Source organism: Ruoffia sp. FAM 26254 (genome assembly GCF_045528545.1).
GTDB classification, from domain to species: domain Bacteria; phylum Bacillota; class Bacilli; order Lactobacillales; family Aerococcaceae; genus Ruoffia; species Ruoffia halotolerans.
The window spans coordinates 1-455 of record NZ_JBGQQY010000117.1; the positions used below are offsets into that span (position 1 = coordinate 1).

Annotated in this window: 1 protein-coding gene; it reads left to right on the top strand. The window is 44.4% G+C overall.

All coding sequences use genetic code 11. From position 1 onward, the window contains the following. Positions 1–455: IS30 family transposase (locus ACEN3Z_RS11910; RefSeq protein WP_407090989.1), on the top strand; the 455-nt coding region annotated here is incomplete at both ends.

Here is a 455-nt window from a genome sequence, read left to right on the forward strand (position 1 = left end):
TCAACTTCTTAAAAGAGGGCCATACCGCCATTGAGTATTACCAACAATATAAGAAAAACAAACAACGGTGTGGTAGACGTAAGTGTGTCCTTCCTGCAGACCAACAAGTCTACATTAAAGAAAAAGTCTCACAGGGCTGGACACCCGATGTCATTATTGGGCGTAAAGAAAAACCCATTGACTGTTCCATGCGGACGCTTTATCGGCGTTTCAAGGAAAAGGTGTTCGATGAAAAAACCTTACCCATGAAAGGAAAACGTAAGCCAAACGGGCATCAAGAACGTCGCGGAAAACAAGCCTTCAAGCGAAATATCGTGGAAAGAGAGGCAGACTATCCAGCGTTCACCGAAGAATTCGGTCATCTCGAAGGAGATACCATTGTGGGTGTTCACCACAAGAGTGCTGTTATCACGCTAGTAGAGCGTCTTTCCAAAATCATCATCACTTTGAAACCG